Source organism: Mycolicibacterium sp. TUM20985 (genome assembly GCF_030295745.1).
Classification (GTDB): domain Bacteria; phylum Actinomycetota; class Actinomycetes; order Mycobacteriales; family Mycobacteriaceae; genus Mycobacterium.
This window is the reverse complement of record NZ_AP027291.1, coordinates 1,217,304-1,239,850: the sequence shown is the minus strand read 5'-3', so window position 1 is coordinate 1,239,850 and position 22,547 is coordinate 1,217,304. Positions and strand designations below refer to the sequence as shown.

The following is a 22,547-nucleotide window of genomic DNA, read 5'->3' as shown; positions in this document are numbered from 1 at the left end:
TGCGTTCGTGACAGACACGGAGACCAAGGTCGGCGAACCGGAACCGGCTGCCGCGCCGGACGCTGCGCCACCTCCGGCGAAGCCGGACTGGTGGCTGCGCCACTACACGTTCTTCGGCACCGCGCTGGGCCTGGTGTTCGTCTGGCTGTCCTTGACTCCGTCGCTGCTCCCCCGCGGTCCGCTGTTCCAGGGCCTGGTGAGTGGCGCCGCAGGTGCGATCGGTTACGGCATCGGCGTTTTCAGTGTGTGGCTGGTCCGGTACATGAGGTCGAAAGACTCCACTCCCCCGGCCCCGCGGTGGGCGTGGATCTCGCTGGTCGTGGTCGGCGTCATCGGGCAGACGCTGGCCATCATCTCGTTCCACGTCTGGCAGGACGACGTTCGCGACTTCATGGGCGTGCCACGACTGGACTTCTGGGACCACCCGCTGACCGCGGTATTGGCGATCGTCTTCCTGTTCGTCTTCGTCGAGCTCGGCCAACTGGTCGGCAAGCTGGTGCGGTTCCTGGTCCGCCAACTTAATCGCGTTGCGCCACCACGAGTCTCGGCTGTCGTCGTCGTCACGCTCCTGCTCGTCCTGAGCATTGCGCTCCTCAATGGCATCGTGGTACGGGCGTTGATGAGCACGCTGAACAACACCTTCGAGTCGGTCAACAACGAGGAGGATCCGGACTTCGCCGCGCCGAGCACGACGTTGCGCTCCGGTGGTCCCGAATCGCTGGTCACCTGGTCGTCGCTCGGCCACCAGGGTCGCGTCTTCATCGCCGGCGGTCCGTCGGTGGACGACCTGACGACGTTCAACGGCGCCCCCGCGACCGAGCCGATCCGCGCCTACGCGGGGTTGAACTCCGCCAACGGCTTCAAGGCGACCGCCGAGCTCGCCGCCCGAGAGTTGTTGCGCACCGGGGGTCTCGACCGCGCGGTGGTCGCGGTGGCCAACACGACGGGGACCGGCTGGATCAACGAGGCCGAGGCGTCGTCACTCGAATACATGTACAACGGCAACACGTCGATCGTGTCGATGCAGTACTCGTTCCTTCCGAGTTGGTTGTCGTTCCTGGTCGACAAGGAGAACGCCCGCCAAGCCAGCCAGGCCCTCTTCGAAGCGGTCGACTCGCTGGTCCGCACGATGCCCGAGGCCAGGCGTCCGAAGCTGGTGGTGTTCGGCGAGAGTCTGGGGTCCTTCGGTGGCGAGGCGCCGTTCCTGTCCCTCAACAACCTCATCGCCAGGACCGACGGCGCGCTGTTCTCCGGTCCGACCTTCAACAACACGATCTGGACCGAACTCACCCGCAACCGCGACGCAGGTTCACCCGAGTGGCTGCCCATCTACGACAAGGGTGAGAACGTCCGGTTCGCCGCCAAGGCAGACGATCTCGGCCGACCGGCCGACCCCTGGGGGGAGCCGCGGGTGGTGTATCTGCAGCACGCCTCCGATCCGATCGCGTGGTGGAATCCCGATCTGTTGTTCGCCAAACCGGACTGGCTGCGCGAACCCCGCGGCTATGACGTATCGCCGGAGATGGAGTGGATTCCGGTCGTGACCTTCCTGCAGGTGTCGGCCGACATGGCGGTCGCCGTCGACGTCCCCGATGGCCACGGCCACGTGTACGTGCGGGACGTGGCGAATGCGTGGGCGGCGATCATGCAGCCCCCCGGTTGGACACCCGCGAAGACAGAGAAGCTACGGCCGCTGCTGCGTTCCGACGAGTAGGCGGTCGAGCACTCCCGTCGAGCGCAGGGCCTGATAACCGCCGACCACGTCGGTGGCCTTGTGCAGGCCCAGATCGACGAGCGCCGCCGCGGCCAGGCTCGAGGTGTAGCCCTCGGAGCAGAGGACCAACCACTCCACGTCGTCGTCGGCCTGCGGCAGCCGGGCGTCGCTGGTGGGGTCGAGACGCCATTCAAGAACATTGCGTTCGATCACCAGCGCGCTGTCGACCTCGCCCTCGGCGGCCCGCTGCGCGGCGGGGCGGATGTCGACGAGCAGCGCTCCCCGGGCCAGTGCGGCGGGTACGTCACCGGCCTCGATCCGCGTCAACTTGGCGCGCGCGGACTCGAGGGCGGCGTCGATGCGGCTTGCCATCAGTCCCCCTCGGGCTTGTCGGTCAGCTCGGTCCGGTCACGGCGCAGCGTGTTTCGTTCGGTGACCTCGTAGTACGACATCGCGGTCAACGGCGGCGAGTACGCATGCACACTCAGGGTAGGCGCGTGCCCGCACACGGGCTTCGACGGCGCCCACACCACGTCGTGGACCCAGCCGAGCGGGAAGCCGGCCTGATCACCAGCCGCGAGCCTACGTTCACGCAACGCCCCACCGTCCCAACGGGTTTCGATCAGGGCGCCCGATACAACGGTGAGCGCACCCAGTGATCCGCCGTGATCGTGCAGTTCGGTGGACCGCTCGGGCACCCAGCTGATGAGCCAGACGTCGAGCTCGTCGTCGCCGTGCAACCGGGTGTACCAGCGTTCATCGGAGGGTGGGCCGCCGGCGGGCAGCACGTGGTCGTAGCGACCAGATAGCACGTGATCGGCGGCGACGTCGGTGGCCTGCAGCAGGTCGGCAACGCGGAGTTGGGTGGGTGCGACGACGGAGGGAAGTGCGAGGGACATGTGAACGGACTCCAGGGCAACCTAGATGAGGGATCGATCAGGGGGCGGGCATCAAGCCCGACAACACTCCCGATAGATGGTCCGCTCCAACACAGTGGCGAGTGTTGCATAGATTGGCGGCATGCGCAGCTACCCGATCGTCACCGCAGCCGCCGTGGCAGCCCTCCTGGCCGGCTGCTCCTCCGGATCCGACGGCGCGGCTCCTCCCTCGTCGTCGGCGTCCAGCGTGGTGACGCCGACCACGACGACCCTGCAGACCCACACGGCGCAACCGGGCGCCGTCGGGGTATCCCCGAACGGTGTCACCACGGCGGTCGGCACCCCTGCGGAATCGACCGAGGACGAGTACTTCCAGGCCTGCCACGCTGCGAAGGTGTGGATGCAGGAGCGCGGCGGCGACCAGAAGACGCAGTTCGAGCCGTACTTGGAGAGTGTGCAGAAGTCCGACGCCTCCGGGCCCGGCACGTTCGACGCGCCCTGGTCACGGCTGAGCCCCGCACGGCAGTCGGCGGTCATCGTCGCCGCGGAGGCCGCCGCGGACGATCTGTGCGGCTGACGCGCTTTTAATCACGGGTGTCGGAAACACCGCCGGGCGGGCTCTCCGACTCGGCAATCCAACGTCGGGCGCGAGCGAGCGCTTCGTCGAACGCGCCGAAAACCCGGCTGGTCGCAGGGACGATCCCGTCGGCTGCCCACTTGCGAACGGCGCGAATGACCTTCGGGGACGGAACGTCGGCAGGGGACCGGGCCGATCTCCCAGTCGCCGTCGTCGGTGGGTGTCAATGCAACGAGGCTGGCCGATTGCAAACCTCGAACCTTGTGGCGCACAAACAATTAGCGCGTCTACATGTTGTGGTTTAGATCACAAAGTTAGGTACTATGTGTCCCTCATCACCTTGGAGGGTCAATGATCGGTCGAGACAACGCCGAATTGAGTCAGCCGCGGACGGCCATGCCGACTGCGGCCCACGGCTCGATCAACGGCATGCGCTTGATGCTGGGCATTCTCCTGTTCATCATCGCGGTCGGCGCCATCATGGGCGTCGTCGTCGCGCTCTCCAGCGGCCAGTGGCAGGTGGCGATGATCGTCGCCCTCGTCGCCGGCGCCTTCTTCGCCAGGGTGGGCTGCTAACCCTAGTTGGTCCATACCAGGCAGAACGGATGACCTGCCGGGTCTCGGTACACACGGAACTCGCCTTCGACGACCGCGTCGGTAACCCGGGTTGCGCCCATCGCCAAGACCTTTGGCTCCGCGTCGTCGATATCGTCCACCTCGACGTCCACATGGAATTGCTGTGATCCACGCGGATCGGGGAACTGCGGCGGCTGGTGCTCCGGTGACAGCTGAAACGCCAGTCGGCTGCCTGTCGGCTCGGTGAGCACCACCCACGAATCGTCGTCCTCCGAGGCGACGTCGCCCCCGAGCAGGTCAGCGTAGAAGTCCGCCAGTCGGCGTGGCTCCCGGGTGTCGAGGACGACCGAACGAAGTTTTCCCAACATGTCGACCAGAGTTGCCGCTTCGGTACCGACTCAATCAGACGATGATGAGTTCATGCGAGTGGCGCTGTGTCTCGGTAGTGGTGGCGCGCGGGGCTACGCGCACATCGGGGTCATCAACGAGCTGCACGACCGCGGACACGAGATCGTTGGCATCTCCGGGTCGTCCATGGGAGCGCTCGTCGGTGGGCTGGAGGCGGCGGGCAAGCTCGACGAATACACCGCCTGGGCAACCTCGCTGACGCAACGGGCGGTCTTGCGTCTGCTCGACCCCTCACTGACGTCCGCGGGCGTGCTGCGCGCGGAGAAGATCCTCGACGCGGTCCGGGACATCCTGGGCGCAGCCCTCATCGAGGATCTGCCGATCCCGTACACGGCGGTGAGCACCGACCTGATCGCTGGCAAATCGGTATGGCTGCAGCGCGGCCAGCTCGATGCCGCGATCCGCGCATCGATCGCGATCCCCGGTGTCATCAAGCCCTACGTTCTCGACGGCCGGCTGCTCGCCGACGGCGGGATCCTGGATCCGCTGCCGATGGCTCCGCTCGCCGCGGTCAACGCCGACCTCATCATCGCCGTGAGCCTGAACGGTGACGACCCGAACCGCGCCCGGATCGCGGCCGAGCCGGGGCAGACGACCGAGCTCCTCAACCGAATGTGGCGCAGCACAACAGCTTTGCTCGACACGAGCACTGCCCGCATGCTGCTGGACACCCCCGCGGCCAAGACGGTGCTCAGCCGCTTCGCCAACGACGGCGTGGAGACCGACGACCACGACGATCACACCGAATCGTCGGTGCCCAAGCTTGGCGGCTTCGAGGTATTGAACCGCGCCATCGACATCGCGCAGTCCGCCCTGATGCGCCACACTCTCGCGGCGCATCCGCCGGACCTCCTCATCGAGGTGCCCCGCACCGCGGCCAGGAGCCTGGAATTCCATCGCGCCGAAGTGGTCATCGACATCGGCCAGGAACTGGCCGCCGCCGCACTCGACACGCTGGTGCCGCGCACCTCACACGCCTAGGAAGCGGGCGATCCGGGCAGCCTCCCGACGTCCCTGTGCGCGACCAGCATTCGCCGACGGGATCCGGCACGCCGGGTCGAGGGGGTTCGGGCCGAACGCGCTGATCGCCTCGTCGTCGGCGAAGACGGCCAGGGCCTCGCCGGGAAAGGCGGCGATCTCGTCCGGCGCGCCACTGCCGAACGGTGACGGCGTCGTCGCGCTCGACGGCACCAGTACGACGACGGCATCGCAGTCCGACGCCGCCGACATGTTCACGCTGCTACCGACACCGCCGTCCATGAGGCGCCGGTCGCCGACGGTCACTGGCGGCCAGGCTCCGGGTACCGCGCAGCTGGCCGCCACGGCGTCGACCATGGCGATGCCCGAACCGCGGTCGATGACCAATGATTCGCCGGTGTCGACGTCGATGGCCGTCACCCGAAGTATCCGCTCGGGCCACTCGCGCGAGGGCAGCCGATGACCAATGACGGCACGGCGCACCGCTTCGGCGACCGTCTCGGTGGCCACGGCGATGGCGCCGATGTGCCGCAGCTTGTCCTGCGTCGTGAGACCCGGTGTCAGGACCGCCGTCAGGAACAGTTCGGTGATGTCGTCGATGCTCTTTCCGGGGTCGATCTCGTGGGTGTCGGGGGCGATCTGCGCGGCGAAGAGCGCGTCGAGGTCGGTACCGCTGCCGATCTGCGCGGCCACCGTCGAACCGGCCGACGTGCCGAGCAGCACGTCGGCGTCCAGCAGCGCACGGGCGGCGTCGGGCGCCTCGTCCGCGATGCCGCGCAGGATGCCCGTCTCCCACGCGATGCCTGCGAGTCCCCCACCGGCCAGAACCAGTCCACGTTTCGTCACGGCACCCGAGTGTGCCACCGTAGGGTTCACGACGTGATCGGACGCTCCGCGCTGGCCTCGCTCTGCACCGCCGCCCTGCTGGTGTGCGCGCCGCCCGCGGCGTTCGCCGAACCCCCCGCCCCGCCCGTGCCAATCGTTCCCGCACCGGTGCAGCCACCGAACATCGGCGACCTGAAGTTCCAGGCCATCGACTACTTCGACGGCGGCGCCTACCTGACGGATCTACGGATCGCCACCGCGCCTGCGGTCACCTGGATCGTCGAGGAGGCGCCGCGCGTCGACCGGCCCGCCGTCGTCTTCGACATCGACGAGACGGCGCTCTCGAACTGGGAAGCGATCCGCGCCAACGACTTCGGACGCGTGATCGACGGTCCGTGCGTCACGCTTCCCGCCGGGCCGTGCGGCTGGCGGGCATGGGATCTCGCCGCGCGGTCGACGGTCATCCCCCCGACGTTGGACGTGTTCAGCGCCGCCAGGGACAGCGGCGCCGCGGTCTTCTTCATCACGGGCCGCGACGAGTCGCAGCGGGCTGCCACCGAGCGCAACCTAACCGACGTCGGGTACACGGGCTACCGTCAGCTCATCATGGAACCCGTTGGCGCACACTTCGATTCAGCGGCTGACTTCAAGGCACCCCGGCGTGCGGAACTGGAGGCGCAGGGGTACGCCATCATTGCGAACCTCGGCGACCAGCCGTCCGACCTCGAAGGCGGTTCGGCAATGCAGACCTACCTGCTGCCGAACCCCTTCTACCGGATCCCGTGAAGGAGCCGGTTCGACAGCTCCTCGAGGGACTGGCGGGCGTAGCCGCGCCATAGCTTGCCGAACACTGGGAGCAGCGGAGCCGCCAACCCGGAACGCGGGTAGATCGTCCAACGCCACGTGACCTTGGTGCCCGTGCCTACCTGCGTGAACGCCCACAGTCCGTCGACGTGATCGACCAGCGGCGCCAACGGTCCCCGCACGTCGGTCAGCGCGTAGCCGAACGACGTGGGCGGGTCGTAGGTCGTCAGCTGCTCACGCATGCTGCCGCCACCGGTCAGCACCACGGTGCGGGTCTTGCCGACCGCGTCCCAGTCCCCGGTCTGATCCCGCACCGCCTTGATCGGCGGGATCGGTCCGTACCAGCGGCTGAAGAGGGTGGGCAGGGGAATCGGGACGGTGCCGTCGAAGGCGGCCTCCAGGGACACGGGGATGGCCCGTGATTGCTCGACCACCATCGGCTGCGCCATGATGAAGATGGTACCCCTCGGTACCGCGACACGCGAGGAAGGACTTTCGATGGCCGAGACGATGAGGGCGCAGCGCTTCCACGCCGACTCCAGGACGATTGCGGTCGAGGATGTTCCGATCCCCGAGCTCGGTCAGGGCGAGGTCCTGGTCAAGGTCGCGTTCTGCGGTATCTGCCACTCGGACCTGAGCCTGATCAACGGCACCTTCCCCTCTCAGCTTCCGGTGGTGACGCAGGGCCACGAGGCGTCGGGCACCATCGCCAAGCTGGGGCCCGGCGTGACGGGCTGGGCGGAGGGTGACCGGGTGGTGGTGGCCGCCGGTCGGCCGTGTCTGGAGTGCGCGAACTGCCGGCGCGGTGACGTGTCGAACTGTCTGCACATCCGCCTGATGGCCTTCGCCTATGACGGTGCCTGGGCCGAATACACCGTGGCACAGGCGTTCGGGCTGACCAGGATTCCGGACAACGTGCCGTTGGAGCAGGCGGCCATCCTCGCCGACGCGGTGTCGACGCCCTTCGGCGCGGTGGTGCGCACGGCCGACGTCGGCATCGGCGAGTCCGTCGGGGTGTGGGGCGTCGGCGGCCTCGGCACCCACGTGGTGCAGCTGGCCCGCCTAGTCGGGGCCGCCCCGATCATCGCCGTCGACGTCAAGCCCGCCATCCTGGACCGGGCGCTGGCCGTGGGCGCCGACTACGCCTTCGACGCGCGCGACGCCGACCTCGCCGCCAAGATCGCCGACGCCACCGGCGGGCGCAACCTCGACGTCGCGTTCGACGCGGTCGGCCTGAAGTCCACGTTCGAACAGGCCCTGAACAGCCTGACGGTCGGCGGTCGGCTGGTCGGCATCGGGATGAGCGCCGACGCCCCCACCATCGGACCGACCTCCATCTTCAACCTCTTCAAGCGTCAGGTCCTCGGCCACCTCGGCTACCAGAACGCCGACATCGGGACGCTGGCCACCCTCGTGTCGCGAGGTCGCCTCGACCTGTCGCGTTCGATCAGCGACATCGTGCCGCTCGAGGACGTCGCCAGGGGCATCGAGATGCTCGAGACCGCCGAGGGTGATCCGATCAGGATCCTGGTCCAGCCGTAGCGGATCTTGCCGACGGGCGTCTCGCGCTCCGCTCTCTTCGTGCGCCAAGAATGCGCCAAGAATGCACCAAGAACCAGGCGCGACTCTATGGGTGTCACCGCAACCACCACCCAGGAGTGATCCACATGATGAACCGCATCCACACCCTCGTCGTCACCGCCGCCAGCGCAGCCGTCGTGGCCGCCGGTTTGGGCGCCGCCGCAGTCGGAGTCGCCGGAACCGCCAACGCCGACGTGTGCTGGGACCTGGCATACGACGGAACCACGGACTATTACTACTGCTGACCCACCTGCCTCGGGCCGCCCACGTGAACCACGCGTGGGCGGCCCCCGTTGCGTTGCACCGCCGGCCGGTCCCAGGACCCGTCACCCTCGATCAGCGGAGGTGCGGCGCCGCCTTGCCACTGATCAGCGGCAGGTCGAGGTAGGTCGCGATACCGGGGGCGGCCGCACACACCGCCGGGATCGAGTTCACGCAGTGTGCAGCAGTCGCAACGATGCCGTTGTTGCTCTCCAGTCCCTCTTCGACGCTGTCGGGCTGGAAGCCCTTGACGGTGACGGTGAAGTCGGGATTACCCTTCACCTCCATCTCGTAGCGCTCACCCGCAGGGCCGAAAGTCCAAGCCGGATCAAGGTTTTCCTGTCCCATGAACCAGTTGACGGTGACGCGGACGACGACCTCCTCGCCGACGATGGCCTCCCAGTGGAACTTCCGGGCAGCCACCTGCCCCGGTGCGATCGCGCCCATCGGCGAATCGATGGGTGCGGTCGCCACCGCGATCTCCTGGGTGGCGCGGATCTTCGGGTCGGCGGCGAAGCCCATCTCGTCGACGCACATCCGCACCGACTGCATGAAGCCGCCATCGAGCAGTTTCTGCATGGGGCCGGTCAGGGCCCTCTCCGGTGTGTCGCCGAAACCCATCACGTAGCGGAGTACGTCTGGCGCGTCGTAGGTGCGGAGGTCCGAGAATTCCTCGGCGCGAACGAAGGTCACCCCGGTCGACATGATGGAGAACAGCAGCGGGAACTTCTCACTGATGCCGCCGGGGGCGATACCCGTCCCGTGCAGCGTCACGCCGCCCTCGACCGCCGCGGCACGCAGCGGGGCCGCCTCCCGTTCGCCGGGATAGAACCAGCCGACGGGGGACACGACGTTCTTGCCGGACCGCAACAGGGCGGCGACCTCGTCCGGATTGGGCATCAACGGTGAGTAGACGACGGCGTCCGCGTCGAGGCCGAGGATCGCGTCGACGTCGTTGGTGGCGAGTACACCGATCGGCTCCCCGCCGATGATCTCGCCGACGTCCTTGCCGTTCTTGGCCTCGGAATGCACCCAGCAGCCGACCAACTCGAGATCGGGGTGTTCGAGCACTCCCTTGATCGCGGCGATGCCGACCCCGCCGGTCGCCCATTGCACTACTCGCAACGCCATGCATCAGCCCTCTCAGCGGGAGAAACTAGAACACGTTCCAATCAAAGATCTACACCACGCGGCGAGTCGAGATTGCACAATTACCGGTGATGGTTCTCGACTTCGGCATCCTCGGCCCGTTAGAGCTGGCCGTGAACGGCGTACCCCTGCCTCTCGGTACGCCGAAACAGCGCGCGGTGCTGGCGATGCTGGTGATGAGCCGCAACCGTCCAGTCAGCAGCGAGTCGCTGGTCAACGCAGCGTGGGAACAGTTTCCCCCACCCGAACCGAAGGCGGGCCTGCATTCCTACATCTCGAATCTGCGTCGGCTCCTCGCGAGCGTCGGACTCGACTCGAAGACCGTACTGGCCAGTGCGCCGCCGGGCTACCGGCTGGCGATCGCGGACGAGGACTGCGACATCGGCCGCTTCGTCTCCCACAAGGCCGCCGGGGTACAGGCCGCCGCCGCGGGTCAGTTCGAGCAAGCAAGTAGGCACCTGTCCGACGCACTGGCCCAGTGGCGCGGTCCGGTCCTCGACGACCTTCGCGACTTCGAATTCGTCTCGCCGTTCGCGACGGCCCTGGTCGAGGACAAGGTCGTCGCACACACCGCCCACGCGGAGGCCGAGATCGCCTGCAACCGCGGACATGCGGTCATCGGGCAACTGGAGGCACTGGTCGGCGAATACCCCTATCGCGAGCCCCTGTGGACGCAACTGATCACGGCTTACTACGTCTCCGAACGCCAATCCGACGCACTGGAAGCCCATCAGCGACTGAAATCCACGCTGGCCGACGACCTCGGCATCGATCCGGGGCCGTCCGTCCGCGCACTGCACGAGCGGATCCTGCGCCAGGAACCGTTGAACCCCAGGAAGATCGCCCAGACCACCGCGGTGCACACGATCGCAGGCATCGACGCCAGGACCGCTGTTGGCACCCAGGTCGCGATGGCGTACCTCCATGCGACGACGGGTCCAATATCGGGTGAGCACGGCCGCCATCCGCTGCATGCGGCGGCGACGAGGATCGGGCGGCTGCCGGACAACGACATCGTTCTCGAAAACGCCAATGTCAGCAGGCACCACGCGGTGATCATCGACACGGGAAGCACCTACGTAATCACCGACTTGCATTCGGCGAACGGCGTGTTCGTCGGCAACCGGCGAATCCGGGGCACCGCGACGCTCAGCCCGGGAGACCGCATCCGGATCTGCGACCACGAGTTCGTCCTCGAGGTTCACCAGGCTGCGCCCCACTGACCCCTGCTCTTTTCCAGGATGGTTCCGCTGTAGGCACCCCGACCACGCATTAAGGTGACTGCTGGCACCGGCTCACGTGCCGTGGTGCGGGGCAAGGAGACGTCAGATGACCGAGCCGCAGTCGCGCGAAGGCACGATGTTTGGCCACTACCGCCTCCTGCGGCTGATCGGCAAGGGCGGCATGGGCGAGGTCTACGAGGCAGAGGACACCGTCAAGGACCGCGTCGTCGCCCTCAAGCTTCTTCCGGAAGGTGTCTCCCACGACTCGGTGTTCCGCAAACGCCTTCAGCGCGAAGCGCATTCGGCTGGTCGCCTGCAGGAACCCCACGTGGTGCCGATTCACGACTACGGCGAGATCGACGGCGTGCTGTACGTCGACATGCGGATGATCAACGGTTCCGATCTGCGCAAGCTGCTGAAGAACTTCGGCCCGCTGACACCCGCGCGGGCCGTGGCGATCGTGCGGCAGGTGGCATCGGCCATCGACGCCGCCCACGAGAGCGGCATCATGCACCGCGACGTCAAGCCCGAGAACATCCTCATCACCCGCGAAGACTTCGCCTACCTGGTGGACTTCGGGATCGCCAACGCCTCCACCGACGAGAAGCTCACCGAGCTGGGGACCGCGGTCGGCACCTACGCCTACATGGCTCCGGAGCGCTTCTCGGGCGGTGAGGTCACCTACCGCGCCGACATCTACGCGTTGGCCTGCGTGTTGTACGAATGCCTTGCCGGCTCGCAACCGTACGGCGGTGACAGCGTCAGCGTCGTGATCACCGCGCACCTGATGCAACCCATTCCACGTCCGAGCGTCGCGAGGCCAGGCATTCCCACGGCGTTCGACGACGTGATCGCGCGTGGCATGGCCAAGAAGCCCGAGGAGCGCTTCGCCACTGCTGGGGATCTGGCCACGGCGGCCACCGCCGCGCTCACGCCGCGTGATCAAGATCAGGCCGCAACGATCTTGCAGCGCAGCGAGGCCGCGACGACACAGGAGGGCGCGCCGCTCGGGCAGGGCGCGACGATGGCGGCCCCGCCGCCGCCCGCTCCCCCGCCGTATCCGCCACCCTTCGGCGCCACACCACCACCGGGGGCGACCCCGCCGCCATACCCGGTGACCCCGCCCCCGTATGCGACTATGCCTCCACCACCGCAGCAGTACGGCTTCACCGGTGGACCGCCGCCTCCGCCCCCGGGTGGCCCGCCGCCGTGGAACCCGGGTAGCCCAAACCCGCCGGGCGGCAAGAAGACTCCGTGGGTGCCCATCGTCGTAGTGGCAGGCGTGCTGGTCTTGCTACTCGGCGCCGTCGGCACGTTCCTGTTGACGCGGTCCGACAGCGCCGACGGACCGACGGTAACGACGTCGAAGAAGACCACCACGGCGCGGGAGCGGCCGTCGACCACCCGCACCACCACGCCGCGCACGACGGACGCCGCTGACCCCAGCGGCTTCGACGCTCAGCTCATGGCGCTGATTCCTACGGGATATCCGACCAGCGTGTGCGAGAAGGCGGTGCCGCCCGCGCCGGGTGCACTGGCGACCGTCGACTGCCGCCAGTCCACGCAGCCGGGTGGGCCGGCCGCCGCGCGCTACTCGCTCTTTGCGAACCGGGACGCCCTGGCCCAGCAGTTCGACTCCTCGACCCAGGAGAACGAAGAGCTGTTGCGCTGCCCGGGAGCCGATGCCGATTCGCCGATCACGTGGCACTACCAGGCCACGCCCGACACGGTGGCGGGCACGATCGCGTGCGGCACGTATCAGGGCAACGCCGACATCGTGTGGACCCAGGACGACGACCTGCTGCTCGCCGACATCCAGAGCTCCGACATGGAGGCGCTGCACAACTGGTGGCTGAACTACAGCTGAGCGCCGCTGTTATGTTGCCAGGACACGCAGCGTAGCGAAGGGATGGGCCATGGTCCGGAACATGAACAAGGTGTTCGTCGTCGGGGTCGGGATGACGAAGTTCGAGAAGCCGGGCTCGCGTGAGGGCTGGGACTACCCGCAGATGGCCAAGGAGTCGGGCACCAAGGCCCTCGAGGATGCGGGCATCTCGTATGACGTCATCCAGCAGGGCTACGTGGGGTACTGCTCGGGCGATTCGACGTCCGGACAGCGGGCGCTCTACGAACTCGGCATGACGGGCATCCCGATCGTCAACGTCAACAACAACTGTTCGACCGGTTCCACGGCGTTGTACCTTGCGGCACAGTCGATCCGCGGCGGGCTGGCCGACTGCGTGCTCGCCCTCGGGTTCGAGAAGATGCAGCCCGGCTCGCTCGGCGGCGGCGCCCAGGACCGCGAGTCCCCACTGGGCAAGCACGTCAAGGCGCTCGCCGAGATCGACGACTTCGCCTTCCCGGTGGCGCCCTGGATGTTCGGCGCAGCAGGTCGCGAGCACATGAAGAAGTACGGAAGCACCGCCGAGCACTTCGCGAAGATCGGCTACAAGAACCACAAGCACTCGGTGAACAACCCGTACGCACAGTTCCAGGAGGAGTACAGCCTCGACGACGTCCTCGGCGCCAAGATGATCTCCGACCCGCTGACCAAGCTGCAGTGCTCCCCCACCTCCGACGGTTCGGGCGCGGCGGTCGTGGTGAGCGAGGAGTTCGTCGATCAGCGCGGGCTCGCCGGCCAGGCCGTCGAGATCGTCGGCCAGGCGATGACCACCGACTTCGCCAGCACCTTCGACGGCAGCGCGGCAAACATCATCGGCCATGACATGAACATTCAAGCCGCGCAACAGGTTTACGACCAGTCCGGCCTCGGCCCACAAGACTTCCAGGTGATCGAACTGCACGATTGCTTCTCCGCCAACGAGCTTCTGCTGTACGAGGCGCTGGGCCTGTGTGCTCCCGGTGAGGCGCCGAAGCTGATCGACGACGGCGACACCACCTACGGCGGCCGGTGGGTAGTCAACCCGTCCGGCGGTTTGATCTCGAAGGGTCATCCGCTGGGCGCCACCGGGCTGGCGCAGTGCGCCGAGCTCACCTGGCAGCTGCGGGGAACGGCCGACAAGCGGCAGGTCGACGGTGTCACCGCCGCCCTGCAGCACAACATCGGCCTCGGCGGCGCCGCGGTCGTCACGGCCTACCAGCGCGCCGAGCGATAGGCCCCCTACTCGCGGTGTTCGTGCACCTCGTACTCACCCTCGGCGTGCCGGGCGCGAATGGTCTTCTTGTCGTACTTGCCGACGCTGGTTCGTGGCACCTGGTCGACGAAGGTCCAGCGTTCGGGTAGCCACCACCGAACCACCTTGTCGGCCAAGAACTCTCGCAGTTCTGCCGGACTGGCTTCGGCGCCGTCGTGCAGCACCACCGCGGCCAGCGGCCGCTCCTGCCAGCGCTCGTCGGGCACGCCAACCACCGCGGCCTCGAGCACCGAGGGGTGGGCGATGAGGTGGTTCTCCAGATCTACCGACGAGATCCATTCGCCGCCGGACTTGATGACGTCCTTGGCCCGGTCGGTCAACGTGACGTAGCTGAGGGGGTCGATGCGACCCACGTCGCCGGTACGCAACCAGCCGCTGTCGAACTTGGACTGGTCATGGTTGCGATAGTACGAACCGGTGATCCACGGGCCGCGCACCTCGAGTTCGCCGACCGCCTTGCCGTCGTTGGGCATGGGGGAGCCTTCGTCGTCGACGATGCGCACCTCGACGCCGCACATCGGCCTGCCCTGGGTCGCCCGCAGGGCCCAGTGATGTTCTTCGGACACACCCGGCGGGGGCCACGCCATGGTCGCCACCGGCGACGTCTCCGTCATTCCCCACAGTTGCCGGATCTGGACGTGGAACCTCTCGTCGAACGCCTTCATGAGCGACAACGGCACCGCCGAACCGCCGCAGGACACCAGGCGTAGTGACGAGATGTCATGCCCCGGCGAAGTCTCCAGGCAATGCATGACGTCGTTCCAGATCGTCGGTACCGCGCCGGCCACGGTGGGCCGTTGCGTCTCGATGACCCCGATGAGCGACTTCGCATCGAGGAACCGGTCGGTGAGCACCAGGTCCGCACCAGCCATCAGCGCCGCATAGGGCAGCCCCCAGGCGTTGGCGTGGAACATCGGCACGATCGGCAGCACGGAGTCCTCGGCGCCGATTCCGAGTGTGTTCGCACTGCAGGTGCTCATGGCGTGCAGATAGCTCGAGCGGTGGCTGTAGACGACGCCCTTCGGATGTCCCGTCGTTCCGCTGGTGTAACACATTGCCGCTGCGTCGGTTTCGACGATCGGCGGCCAGTCGAAGTGGGGCGACTGCGCCGCCAGCGCCTCGTCGTAGCGCAGCACGGTCAAACCGGAATCGGTCAGCGGCGAGAGATCGCCGTCGCCGACCGCGATCACGGTGTGCACGGTCTCCAGGAGCGGAAGCACCGGCGCGAGTTGGGCCGTCAAGGAGAGGTCGGCGACGATCACCTGGTCCTCGGCCTCGTTCGCGATGTAGGCGATCTGCTCGGGCGACAACCGGATGTTCAGCGTGTGCAGTACCGCACCCATCGACGGCACCGCCAGATAGGCGGCCAGGTGCTCGGCGTTGTTCCACATGAACGTGCCGACCCGCTGATCGCCGGTGATGCCGACCGCCCGCAGCGCGTTGGCGAGCCGGCCGACCTGCTCGCCGAGTTCCCGGTAGCGGATCTGGCGATGGCCGCCCCCGCCCGTGGCGGTGGTGACGGTGCGATCACCGTTCACCTCGCAGGCGTAGCGCATGATCGTCGTGACGGTGAGCGGGATGTCCTGCATGGTGCTCTGCATCTTCAGAGGTCCTCTCTTTTGCCGCGATGCTAGTGGCGTCCGAGGCCGACGTTGGCGGTTCGGACGGCTAGGGCCGGGTGTGCAACGAAACCGGTACCAACGGCGATACACGGGTGGATCACCATCTCGAAGACAGGGGGCGCCGTGCGTCCATCGCTCATTCTCACCACTTTCGCCACTTGCGCCGCAGCGGCTTGCGTTTCGCTCATCGCGCCGTCCGTAGCGCACGCGGACCAAACGGCCCAGCAGACCATCGCCCAGCTCCAATCGGAGGGCTACACGGTCAACGTCGACCGCGTCGGCAGTGCCCGCATCGAGGACTGCGTCGTCACCAGCGTCCGCAACCCGCAAAACCAGACTCGCAACGTCCGCGACTACTACGGTCGGCGTGACGCGAACGGCGATCGCAAGTATCGGATCATCGAAGTCGTGGTCAGCCGGTCGATATCGGTATCGCTGGACTGCTCGACCTGACCCGGGAAGCATTCGTGTTCCCCTGGCGATGTATCTAGTGGATGATTGCCAGCAACATGACAGGAAGGCGCCTCATGCGCACTAGGTGGACGGTCGCCGCGGCGGCCATCGGGGTCTGCGGAGCCGCGCTGGCGCCCGCGGTATCAGCGGGAGCCGAGACGGCGCAGGAGACCATCAGCCGTCTGCAGTCCGAGGGCTACACCGTGAACATCGACAAGCTCGGCACGGCGCCGGTCTCGGAATGCCAGGTCACCAGCGTGCGCAACCCGCAGAGCGTGTCGCAACTCGTTCCCTTCGTCGGTCCCGGCAACAGAGGAGATAGCGTCCTCATCCCGCAGGTGACCAGCCAGACGATCTCGGTCTCCTTGGACTGCACGCGCTGACGTCTCGCACCTCACGTGAAAGGACCCGGCCGGAGCGATCCGACCGGGTCCTTTGCATCGTGCGTGCTACGCCGGCGTAGGAACCTTCGCCTGCGGCGGTTCTTCGGCGCGTGAATCGTCATCGTCGATCATCGTCACCTCGTCGAACGGGGCCTGTCCGCTGAGAACACTCTCGACTCGGTCGCGGTCGATCGTCTTGGTCCACGTGCCGACCAACACCGTCGCGACCGCGTTGCCCGAGAAGTTGGTGACGGCCCGCGCCTCGGACATGAACCGGTCGATGCCCACGATCAGGCCGACACCGTCGAGCAGATCGGGCCGGTGGCTCTGCAAGCCGCCCGCCAGCGTGGCCAGACCCGCACCGCTGACGCCCGCGGCGCCCTTCGAGGCGACGATCATGAACACCAGCAGCGAGATCTGCTCGCCGATGGCCAGCGGCTTGCCCATGGCATCCGCGACGAACAGTGACGCCATGGTCAGGTAGATGGCGGTGCCGTCGAGGTTGAACGAGTAACCGGTCGGGACAACCACACCGACGGTCGTCTTCTCGACGCCGAGGTGCTCCATCTTGGCGATCAGGCGGGGCAGCGCCGACTCGGACGACGAGGTCGCGAAGATCAGCAGGTACTCGCGCGCCAGGTAGCGCACCAGCCGGAACATCGACACCCCGGCAACTGCCCGCATCAGCACGCCGAGCACGCCGAACACGAACAGCAGGCAGGTGATGTAGAACCCGAGCATCAGCGTCAGCAGTTGAGTGACTGCGCTCCAACCGGTTTGACCGACGACGTTCGCAATCGCACCGAAGGCGCCGATCGGGGCCAGCCACAAAATCATGGCGAGCACCTTGAACACCAGCTTCTGCACGGCCTCGACGCCGCGGAGGATGCCCTCACCCGCAGCGCCCATGCCCTGCAGCGCGAAGCCCACCAGCAGGGCGACGAACAGGGCCTGGAGGACGTTGCCCTCGGTCAGCGACGAGAACAGCGACTCGGGGATGATGCCCTGGATGAAGTCCATCAGCCCGCCCGCCTCGTGCGCGGTCTCGGCGAGAGCGCTGCCCTTGCTCGACGTCGACTCGATGTTGAGGCCCGTGCCCGGGCTGAGCAGGTTGCCGACCACCAAACCGATGGCGAGCGCGACGGTAGACATCGCGAGGAAGTAGACGAACGCCAGGCCGCCGACCTTGCCGACGGTCGCGGCGGCCCGCACCTTGCCGATGCCGAGCACGATCGTGCAGAAGATGACCGGGACGATCATCATCTTGATCAAGCTGACGAACATCGTGCCGAGGACCCCGACGCTCTTGCCGACCTCGGGAGCCAGCAGACCGACCGCCACGCCGGCGACGACCGCGACGATCACGGCGATGTACAGCCAGTGCGTACGGTCGCGCTTCTTGGGTGGCGAGGACGTGTCCAGTTGGTCGGTCATGGCTGCGGCTCCTTGTTTCTGCTGCGGTGCGGCGGATGTGTTCTGCAAGGATGGTGTTCCCATTGGTGACCCAGGTCACGCTTTAGTTCATAACGTTCAGTGACGACCGATCCGGAGGCCCGATGCGTAGGTGGTGGCCGCGCTCATTGGCCGGCCAGGCGATCGCCCTGCAGATCGCGGTGATCGCCGTCGTCGTGCTGGTCGGCAGCGCACTGGCGCTGCTCGACGCCCGTCGCGACGGGGACTCCGCGGCACGCCAGCAGGTGGTGAGCATCGCGACGGCCCTGGCGGACTCCCCCTCAACGGCGCAGGCGATCGAATCGGGCCGGGCCACACCGTTGCTGCAGCCGGTCACCGAGGCGGTGCGCACCAACACCGACATCGCCTTCATCACGATCATGTCGCCCGATGGCACGCGGTTCACCCACACCGATCCCACCCAGATCGGCGGCCACTATCTCGGCACCATCGAGCCCGCGCTGCGCGGGGAGACGTTCACCGAGGTGTACACCGGCACGCTCGGGCCGTCGATCCGGGCGGTCGTGCCGGTGCGCGATGCCTCCGGTCGGGTGGTCGGTCTCGTCTCGGCGGGCATCACTCAGCAGACGCTGGCTCAGCGCTGGCGCGACCAGTGGCCGATGATCGCCTCCATCGGCGTTGGCGCCCTCGCTCTTTCGCTGATAGGCGTGTGGGCGATCCGGCGGCGACTGCTGCGTCAGACCCATGGCCTACGCCCCGACGAGCTTCGGGTGATGTACGAACACCACGACGCCATCCTGCATTCGGTGTCCGAGGGGCTCGTCGTGCTCGACCGCGATCGGGTGGTGCTGGTCAACGACGAGGCGCGCCGACTGCTCGGACTGTCACCGGGTCCGGTGACGCAGGCGGATCTGCCGCCGTTCCTGCGCGCCTATGCCCCCGGTGCGCGGGACGAGGTGCACGTCACCGACGACCGCGTACTGGTGGTGAACCGTTCCCCCGTCGCGGACTCCGCCCACTCGGAGGTGGTGACCGTTCGGGACCGCACCGAATTGCAAGGCGCCCTGGGCGAATTGAGCTCGCTGCAGATCCTGACCAATTCGCTGCGCGCGCAGGCCCACGAGGCGGCCAACAAACTGCACACGGTGATCACCATGGTGGAGATGGGCAGACCCGATGACGCGGTCCGGTTCGCAACCGACGAACTGGAACTCTCGCAGCGCCTGGTGGACAGGTTGTCGCACGACGTCGGTGAACCCGCACTGGTCGCACTCCTGCTGGGCAAGACGGCGCAGGCCGACGAACGTGGCATCGCCCTGACGGTCACCGAGGACACCTACCTGCCGTCGGACGCCGATGACGTGCCACTCTCGGCGCAGGAGATGGTAACGGTGCTTGGCAATCTCATCGACAACGCGATGGATGCGTGCGATCGCCAGGAGCCCTGGGTGGAGGTGACGGTGACACTGCAGGAAGCGGAGTTGACGATGCGCGTCGCCGACAGCGGTCCTGGGATGCACGACGGCGCCTTCGAGCGCGCCATGCAGCGTGGGTACTCGACCAAGACCGGTAGTGAACCCGAGCAGCACGGCCTCGGCCTGGCGCTGGTCGCGCAGGTGGTGCGACGACACGGCGGAACGTTGACCGCCGACGTGACGTACGGATCCGTCGTCACGGTGACGATTCCGGGGATGGCCCGGTGATCTCCGTGCTGATCGTCGAGGACGACCCCCTGATCGCCGAGGCGCACCGCACGTATCTCAGCCGCCTGGAGGGCTTTTCGGCGGTGGCGGTGGTGCATACGGCGCGCGACGCCATGCAGACCGCGGCGCAGGCCGCCGGTACGAACACGCCGATCGACCTCGTGCTGCTCGACCTCGGGCTGCCGGACGCCAGCGGGATCAGTCTCGCCTCGGCCCTGACCGGGCTGCGACCGGCGCCGGACATCATCGCGATCACCTCCGAACGTGACCTGGAGATGGTGCGCGCCGCGGTCGCGCGCGGTGCGCTCGCATACCTGTTGAAGCCGTTCACCTTTGCGGCCTTTCGCGACCGACTCGAGCGGTACCGGCGCTACCGTTCGGCCCTGCCGGCCGGGGTCGACGCGGCCAGTCAGGCGGAGGTGGACCGCGCGATGGCCGAGTTGCGCGTGGGCGGGGACAAGTCGGCGGCGCCAAAGGGGGCGGCACCGCAGACCAACGACGACATCGCCCGTGCCATCCGGGACAGCACCGACGGTCTCACCGCCGACGGGGTCGCCAAGGCTGTCGGCGTCTCGCGGGTGACCGCGTGGCGCTATCTGGAACGGCTGGCCGACGATGGCACGGTCACCCGGCACGCCGACTACGGTGGCGCGGGTCGACCGAAGACCCGCTACCAGTGGCGCTAGCAGCCCCTCAGACGCCCGCGGGCGTCAGTTCGCGAGGTGCCGGCGCGACGAGCGACGGCGCTCCCATGAACTGCGAGTACAGCATCGGTGCGGGCGAAGCGACCGCGTATGCGGTGACGCCGCCACCAAAGTCGGCCACGTAGAGCCGATCGCCCCGAAGCGCGATCGCCGACGGCCGGGCACCCACCCGCACCTCGGTGACGACGGTGCGGGAATCGGTGTCGATCACGGCGACGTGGTCGTAGTCGACGACGTACGCGCGGGTGCCGTCGTCGCTCAGGGCCAACTGGGTGGGCGCCATCGCAACGGTGAGCATCGAGGTGATCTGGTTCTTGACCAGGTCGACGAAGTAGAGCGCGCCGCCGTCGGCGATGTCCGAAGTCAACACGTATGCGGTGCTGTCGAATCCGAGCTCCACCCCGCGGATGGGGGCGCCGATCTCCAATGTGGCTCGCACGCGCCCGGTTTCGACGTCGACGGTCATCAGACGGCTGCTGCGCGAGTCCGAGACGGCGACGTAGAGGCGTCGGCCGGTGGCGTCGAGGCGCAGTGCGTCGATGGTGGCGTCCGCGCCCCTGGCGAGGTAGATGGTGCCGACACGTTCGGCGGTGACGTCGATGACGGCGATGTCGACGCCGTCCTCGGCGGCGCGGCCCGCGTAGATCCGCTTGCCGTCGGCGCTGGCGGTGACGGCCGTGACGTCGTAGGAGAGCGGGTATTCCTTGAGCACGTCACCGCTGACGGTATCGATCACCGCGATGGCGTCGTAGCTCGCCGAGGACACCGCGACGAACGCGCGATCGTCGGATACCGCGAGGGTGGTGGGTCGGCCGGCGAACACTCCGCCGTGGACCGCCAGGGTGTCGGCGTCGAGGACGGCGATCGAGTCGTCGCTGAAGTTGGACACCACGACGGTGCCGTTGTCGACGGCGATGGCGGAGATCGGACCCCGTCCGACGGTCTCGGACTTCAGCAGGGCGACGTCCGGGTTTCCTACGGTGACGCTGTTCGAGCGCGCATGTACTTGAGCCATTTCTTGGCACCTCCGCCGGCATCACGTGGTCCGGCAATCGTTCGATCTGGTCGACGCTCGCGGTGGGAGCGCGGTCATGCAGAAGTCTAGCGACGAAAATTCGCCTATCCCGGTGCCTCGGGCCGGGGTTGGACGGGGCTCTGATCAACCTCTCAGGACATGCTTAGGAAACCTGGCGTTATCGCATTGTTATCTTCGGAGAGCAACGCTTCCAGACGGCTCGGCCTGCGTCATCGCGCCATGGGCAACGGCAACGCGAGCCCCGTGAGCAAGAGCTCACACACGGTTTTCTTACTGAATGCCGGGAAAGTGAGCGGTAGATCACATGGCGACACGACAGCAAACTCGGCGGCCGATGGTGCGTCGACGGGCGCGAGTGGCTGATGAGGTTGGCCTGGCGCCGTCAGCCCGGTTCCACGATGTTGGAATCACCCGACTTGGCGATCTCCGGCGCACCCGACAGAAACGTGACCCGGTTGCTGAAACCCGACGCGCTGATGGTGGCCACCGAGTCCACCGTGACGGTGTTCTCGACACCGGACACCGTGACGCTGCGGCACTGGCCGGTGATCCGCACCGTGTTGCTGACGCCGCTGACGTTCACGATGCTGTCGTTGCAGGCGATCGTCTTGTTGCCGCCCACACCCGCGACGCTCAGGTCACCGCCGGGAGGTCCTAGCGCAACCGTGGGGGCCACAGTCGGTGCCGGAGGGCGGTTGCCCCCGCTGACACTCGGTGGCACGTCGAACGATCCGCCACCGGACGCCGTCGGGCTGCCGTTGAAGGTGTCGACGAACGAGTTCACGTTGCTGAAGACGTTCGCGACGAAGTAGAACGTGCCGCCGATGACGGCCATCAGCATCACCGCCGCCACCACGTAGACGACCCATGGGCGACCGGTCGGTCGGCGGGACGTCGGCATGGTTGGGAACGGCATGCCGTACGGCGGCTGCGGGGCTTGGTAGGCCGGTCCCGGTGGCGCGGAATAGGCCGGCGGCGCTTGGTAACCCGGTGCCGCGGTGCCCAACTCGTACGAGCTCTGCGTGAGCTCGGACGACTGTTCGCCGAGCGTACGTTCGAGGTCCCGGATACGTGCCTCGGGATCGTCTGGCGAGCTCATTGGCA

Annotated in this window: 24 protein-coding genes; 14 read left to right on the top strand and 10 right to left on the bottom strand. The window is 67.3% G+C overall.

Annotation, left to right across the window (positions count from 1 at the left end; all coding sequences use genetic code 11):
• The first annotated feature begins 7 nt into the window (after positions 1 to 7).
• On the top strand, positions 8 to 1,714 hold the full coding sequence (locus QUE68_RS06085) for an alpha/beta hydrolase (RefSeq protein ID WP_454786227.1): 1,707 nt from the start codon (positions 8 to 10) through the stop codon (positions 1,712 to 1,714).
• Here the strand turns inward: QUE68_RS06085 and QUE68_RS06080 are convergent.
• Entirely contained in the window at positions 1,685 to 2,086 is a 402-nt protein-coding gene (locus tag QUE68_RS06080; RefSeq protein WP_286275295.1) for a rhodanese-like domain-containing protein, read from the bottom strand. The two genes, QUE68_RS06085 and QUE68_RS06080, sit on opposite strands and share 30 nt — an antisense overlap.
• The gene (locus tag QUE68_RS06075; protein WP_286275294.1) at positions 2,086 to 2,613 is read right to left on the bottom strand and encodes a cysteine dioxygenase; all 528 of its coding nucleotides are present in this window, start codon (positions 2,611 to 2,613) and stop codon (positions 2,086 to 2,088) included. Before QUE68_RS06075 ends, QUE68_RS06080 begins: the two co-directional genes overlap by 1 nt.
• Positions 2,614 to 2,734: 121 nt before the next feature.
• Here QUE68_RS06075 and QUE68_RS06070 point away from each other — a divergent pair, with 121 nt between their 5' ends.
• Together QUE68_RS06070 and QUE68_RS06065 are read left to right on the top strand one after the other, a co-directional pair.
• A complete protein-coding gene (locus QUE68_RS06070; RefSeq protein WP_286275293.1) occupies positions 2,735 to 3,169 on the top strand; it encodes a lipoprotein LpqV in 435 nt (144 codons plus the stop codon).
• Positions 3,170 to 3,520: 351 nt separating this feature from the next.
• Positions 3,521 to 3,745: a hypothetical protein gene (locus QUE68_RS06065; RefSeq protein ID WP_284225052.1), complete on the top strand. Its 225-nt coding sequence runs from the start codon at positions 3,521 to 3,523 to the stop codon at positions 3,743 to 3,745.
• 2 nt (positions 3,746 to 3,747) lie between these two features.
• On the opposite strand, the gene QUE68_RS06060 is transcribed toward QUE68_RS06065, so the two are convergent.
• Positions 3,748 to 4,113: a VOC family protein gene (locus QUE68_RS06060; RefSeq protein ID WP_286275292.1), complete on the bottom strand. Its 366-nt coding sequence runs from the start codon at positions 4,111 to 4,113 to the stop codon at positions 3,748 to 3,750.
• Positions 4,114 to 4,165: 52 nt separating this feature from the next.
• Here QUE68_RS06060 and QUE68_RS06055 point away from each other — a divergent pair, with 52 nt between their 5' ends.
• Positions 4,166 to 5,134 carry a patatin-like phospholipase family protein gene (locus tag QUE68_RS06055; protein WP_286275291.1) on the top strand — a complete coding sequence of 323 codons (969 nt, stop codon included), beginning with the start codon at positions 4,166 to 4,168 and terminating at the stop codon, positions 5,132 to 5,134.
• Here QUE68_RS06055 and QUE68_RS06050 read toward each other — a convergent pair.
• A complete protein-coding gene (locus tag QUE68_RS06050) occupies positions 5,123 to 5,977 on the bottom strand; it encodes a patatin-like phospholipase family protein (protein ID WP_284225049.1) in 855 nt (284 codons plus the stop codon). The genes QUE68_RS06055 and QUE68_RS06050 overlap by 12 nt on opposite strands.
• 33 nt (positions 5,978 to 6,010) lie before the next feature.
• On the opposite strand from QUE68_RS06050, the gene QUE68_RS06045 reads away from it, so the two are divergent.
• A complete protein-coding gene (locus QUE68_RS06045; RefSeq protein WP_286275290.1) occupies positions 6,011 to 6,742 on the top strand; it encodes an HAD family acid phosphatase in 732 nt (243 codons plus the stop codon).
• Here QUE68_RS06045 and QUE68_RS06040 read toward each other — a convergent pair.
• Positions 6,727 to 7,209, bottom strand: a complete 483-nt coding sequence (locus QUE68_RS06040) for an SRPBCC family protein (RefSeq protein WP_286275289.1) — start codon at positions 7,207 to 7,209, stop codon at positions 6,727 to 6,729. The two genes, QUE68_RS06045 and QUE68_RS06040, sit on opposite strands and share 16 nt — an antisense overlap.
• Positions 7,210 to 7,258: 49 nt before the next feature.
• On the opposite strand from QUE68_RS06040, the gene QUE68_RS06035 reads away from it, so the two are divergent.
• Together QUE68_RS06035 and QUE68_RS06030 are read left to right on the top strand one after the other, a co-directional pair.
• Positions 7,259 to 8,302, top strand: coding sequence for a zinc-binding dehydrogenase (locus QUE68_RS06035; protein ID WP_286275288.1), 1,044 nt, complete (start codon positions 7,259 to 7,261; stop codon positions 8,300 to 8,302).
• 125 nt (positions 8,303 to 8,427) lie between these two features.
• Entirely contained in the window at positions 8,428 to 8,586 is a 159-nt protein-coding gene (locus QUE68_RS06030) for a hypothetical protein (RefSeq protein WP_284225045.1), read from the top strand.
• Positions 8,587 to 8,677: 91 nt separating this feature from the next.
• Here QUE68_RS06030 and QUE68_RS06025 read toward each other — a convergent pair whose 3' ends face one another.
• The gene (locus tag QUE68_RS06025) at positions 8,678 to 9,733 is read right to left on the bottom strand and encodes an NAD(P)H-dependent amine dehydrogenase family protein (protein ID WP_284225044.1); all 1,056 of its coding nucleotides are present in this window, start codon (positions 9,731 to 9,733) and stop codon (positions 8,678 to 8,680) included.
• Positions 9,734 to 9,822: 89 nt separating this feature from the next.
• Here QUE68_RS06025 and QUE68_RS06020 point away from each other — a divergent pair, with 89 nt between their 5' ends.
• The 3 genes from QUE68_RS06020 to QUE68_RS06010 all read left to right on the top strand — a co-directional run bounded on the left by QUE68_RS06020 (position 9,823) and on the right by QUE68_RS06010 (position 14,090).
• Positions 9,823 to 10,974, top strand: a complete 1,152-nt coding sequence (locus QUE68_RS06020; RefSeq protein WP_284225043.1) for a BTAD domain-containing putative transcriptional regulator — start codon at positions 9,823 to 9,825, stop codon at positions 10,972 to 10,974.
• A 106-nt stretch (positions 10,975 to 11,080) separates the two neighbouring features.
• Positions 11,081 to 12,841 carry a serine/threonine-protein kinase gene (locus QUE68_RS06015; protein WP_284225042.1) on the top strand — a complete coding sequence of 587 codons (1,761 nt, stop codon included), beginning with the start codon at positions 11,081 to 11,083 and terminating at the stop codon, positions 12,839 to 12,841.
• A gap of 61 nt (positions 12,842 to 12,902) precedes the next feature.
• The gene (locus tag QUE68_RS06010; RefSeq protein WP_284225040.1) at positions 12,903 to 14,090 is read left to right on the top strand and encodes a lipid-transfer protein; all 1,188 of its coding nucleotides are present in this window, start codon (positions 12,903 to 12,905) and stop codon (positions 14,088 to 14,090) included.
• 5 nt (positions 14,091 to 14,095) lie between these two features.
• Here the strand turns inward: QUE68_RS06010 and QUE68_RS06005 are convergent, their stop codons facing one another.
• Positions 14,096 to 15,730, bottom strand: coding sequence for a fatty acid--CoA ligase (locus QUE68_RS06005; protein WP_284225039.1), 1,635 nt, complete (start codon positions 15,728 to 15,730; stop codon positions 14,096 to 14,098).
• A gap of 144 nt (positions 15,731 to 15,874) precedes the next feature.
• Here QUE68_RS06005 and QUE68_RS06000 point away from each other — a divergent pair, with 144 nt between their 5' ends.
• Both QUE68_RS06000 and QUE68_RS05995 read left to right on the top strand, forming a co-directional pair.
• Positions 15,875 to 16,204 carry a hypothetical protein gene (locus tag QUE68_RS06000; protein WP_284225038.1) on the top strand — a complete coding sequence of 110 codons (330 nt, stop codon included), beginning with the start codon at positions 15,875 to 15,877 and terminating at the stop codon, positions 16,202 to 16,204.
• A 74-nt stretch (positions 16,205 to 16,278) separates the two neighbouring features.
• Complete coding sequence (locus tag QUE68_RS05995) at positions 16,279 to 16,587, top strand: hypothetical protein (RefSeq protein ID WP_284225037.1); 309 nt, start codon at positions 16,279 to 16,281, stop codon at positions 16,585 to 16,587.
• 66 nt (positions 16,588 to 16,653) lie between these two features.
• Here QUE68_RS05995 and QUE68_RS05990 read toward each other — a convergent pair whose 3' ends face one another.
• Positions 16,654 to 18,021, bottom strand: coding sequence for a cation:dicarboxylate symporter family transporter (locus QUE68_RS05990; protein WP_286275286.1), 1,368 nt, complete (start codon positions 18,019 to 18,021; stop codon positions 16,654 to 16,656).
• A 122-nt stretch (positions 18,022 to 18,143) separates the two neighbouring features.
• On the opposite strand from QUE68_RS05990, the gene QUE68_RS05985 reads away from it, so the two are divergent.
• Positions 18,144 to 19,703, top strand: coding sequence for a sensor histidine kinase (locus tag QUE68_RS05985; RefSeq protein ID WP_286275285.1), 1,560 nt, complete (start codon positions 18,144 to 18,146; stop codon positions 19,701 to 19,703).
• Positions 19,700 to 20,389, top strand: a complete 690-nt coding sequence (locus tag QUE68_RS05980; RefSeq protein ID WP_286275284.1) for a response regulator — start codon at positions 19,700 to 19,702, stop codon at positions 20,387 to 20,389. Before QUE68_RS05985 ends, QUE68_RS05980 begins: the two co-directional genes overlap by 4 nt.
• Before the next feature lie 7 nt (positions 20,390 to 20,396).
• On the opposite strand, the gene QUE68_RS05975 is transcribed toward QUE68_RS05980, so the two are convergent.
• A complete protein-coding gene (locus tag QUE68_RS05975; protein WP_286275283.1) occupies positions 20,397 to 21,422 on the bottom strand; it encodes a beta-propeller fold lactonase family protein in 1,026 nt (341 codons plus the stop codon).
• 403 nt (positions 21,423 to 21,825) lie between these two features.
• On the bottom strand, positions 21,826 to 22,542 hold the full coding sequence (locus tag QUE68_RS05970) for a DUF3060 domain-containing protein (RefSeq protein WP_286275282.1): 717 nt from the start codon (positions 22,540 to 22,542) through the stop codon (positions 21,826 to 21,828).
• Positions 22,543 to 22,547: the final 5 nt, after the last annotated feature.